Source organism: Paracoccus rhizosphaerae, from assembly GCF_026162645.1.
Taxonomy (GTDB): Bacteria; Pseudomonadota; Alphaproteobacteria; order Rhodobacterales; family Rhodobacteraceae; genus Paracoccus; species Paracoccus rhizosphaerae.
In genome coordinates, this window is the sequence record NZ_JAOTBE010000153.1 from 1 (window position 1) to 1,714 (window position 1,714).

The following is a 1,714-nucleotide window of genomic DNA, read 5'->3' on the forward strand; positions in this document are numbered from 1 at the left end:
CGGTCTACGGCGGCGCCTATGCTTATGGTAAGACTTGCGTGGTGCCGAAGCACGATGCGACCGTTCCGCGAACCGGCAGCCGCCGAAAGCCACGCGGCGATTGGCTGGCGCTGAAGCCCGGGGCGCGCATGAAGGCTATGTCAGTTGGGAACGGGCAGAAGCAATCCGCACGATGGTCAGCAATAACATCCCCTTAAGCCGGCATCACGGAGCGCCCAAGCACGGCGAGGCTCTGCTGGCCGGCCTGTTGCGCTGTCGGCGCTGTGGCCGCAAGCTGACGCTCCGCTACACTGGCGCCAATCACACCATCCCGCGCTATTCCTGCTGGCGGGGTCTGCTCGACAACGGCGAGCCACGTTGCATTGCCTTCGGCGGCTTGCGTGTCGATGATGCCATCGAGGAGGCATTGCTGCGGGTGGTCGAACCCGGAGCTATCGCTGCCGCCATGGAGGCCGAGACGCAGACTGTCAGCCGCCAGGATCAGGTTCGCGAGGCCTTGGTGCGCGACCTCGAGGCTGCCCGCTACCACGCCGATCGGGCATTCCGGCAATACGATGCCGCCGATCCTGCGAACCGGCTGGTGGCCGGGGAGTTGGAGACGCGGTGGAACCGTGCCCTCACGCAAGTCGCGACGGTCGAGGCCAGGATTGCGGAGCACGATGCCGCCGCCCCAGGATCATCTTCCCTGGCGGCACTCGACACCACCAGAATTGGGACGAACCTTCGGGCGGTCTGGGCGGCACCGACAACGGATGCCCGGCTCAAGAAGCGGATCGTCCGCACCGTCATCCAGGAGGTGGTTGCCGATCTCGACGACACGGCCCCCGAGATCGTCCTGCTGGTCCACTGGATTGGCGGTGCGCATACAGAACTGCGCCTGCCGAAGCGGCGCCGGGGGCAGCGCAACAGCATCGCTTCCGAGACCATTGCCGCGGTGCGCCAGCTGGTACTCATTGCCTCCGACGATCTGATTGCTGGCATCCTCAACCGAAACGGCCTGCTGACAGGCCATGGCAACCGCTGGACACGCGAGCGGGTCACGTCCCTCCGCTCGCATCACAAGATCCCGGTCTTCCGCCCGGCTCCCGATGGCATCGAGCCGTGGCTCAATCTAACCGACGCTGCGCGCCTGCTCGGCGTATCGCCGAAGACACTGAGGATCGCGGCCGAGACCGGAGTGGTCAAAGGCGATCATCCCCTTTCCGACGGACCGTGGCTCTTCAACCGGTCCGAACTTGCCACACCACAGGCACAACACGTCGCTTTCGAGGCCAAGCAAAGGGCAAAACACCCCGCAGGACCGCATCCCGACCAGAAGAACCTATTCCCCTCAACAACATAGAGAGATGGGTGTTATGCAGCAGCGTTGTAGTCCTCGACCCAGCCTCCGACCAATCCGAAAACGGTCTGGGCATCTGGCAACGGCGTCACCTGGACATAGTCGCGCTTCAGCGTCTTCACGAAGGCTTCCGAGATGCCATTGCTCTGCGGGCTCTTTACCGGCGTGAAGCAAGGCTTCAGGCCCAGCTGGCGGGCGAAGATCTGCGTGTTCTTCGCGATGTAGGGCGACCCATTGTCCGTCAGCATCTCGATGACCGACGGCGCACAGTATGCGCCAAAGCGGCGTTCGTCGGCTTCGAGCATGATGTCGCGGATGTCGGAGCCGCTGATCCCGGCGTTCACCACGGCCCGCCAGGCGATGATTTCCCGATCA

General features: G+C 64.1%; 1 protein-coding gene and 1 pseudogene. One reads left to right on the top strand and one right to left on the bottom strand.

What is annotated here, in order from left to right; genetic code table 11:
* The first annotated feature begins 172 nt into the window (after positions 1–172).
* Complete coding sequence (locus OC184_RS20045; RefSeq protein ID WP_265508938.1) at positions 173–1,342, top strand: zinc ribbon domain-containing protein; 1,170 nt, start codon at positions 173–175, stop codon at positions 1,340–1,342.
* Between the two features lie 23 nt (positions 1,343–1,365).
* On the opposite strand, the pseudogene OC184_RS20050 reads toward OC184_RS20045, so the two are convergent.
* Positions 1,366–1,714, bottom strand: a pseudogene (locus OC184_RS20050) (IS3 family transposase); the annotation flags it as partial.

Coding starts and splice junctions, on each gene's coding strand:
- OC184_RS20045 (WP_265508938.1), top strand. CDS start 173: ATGGTCAGCAATAACATCCCCTTAAGCCGGCATCACGGAGCGCCCAAG.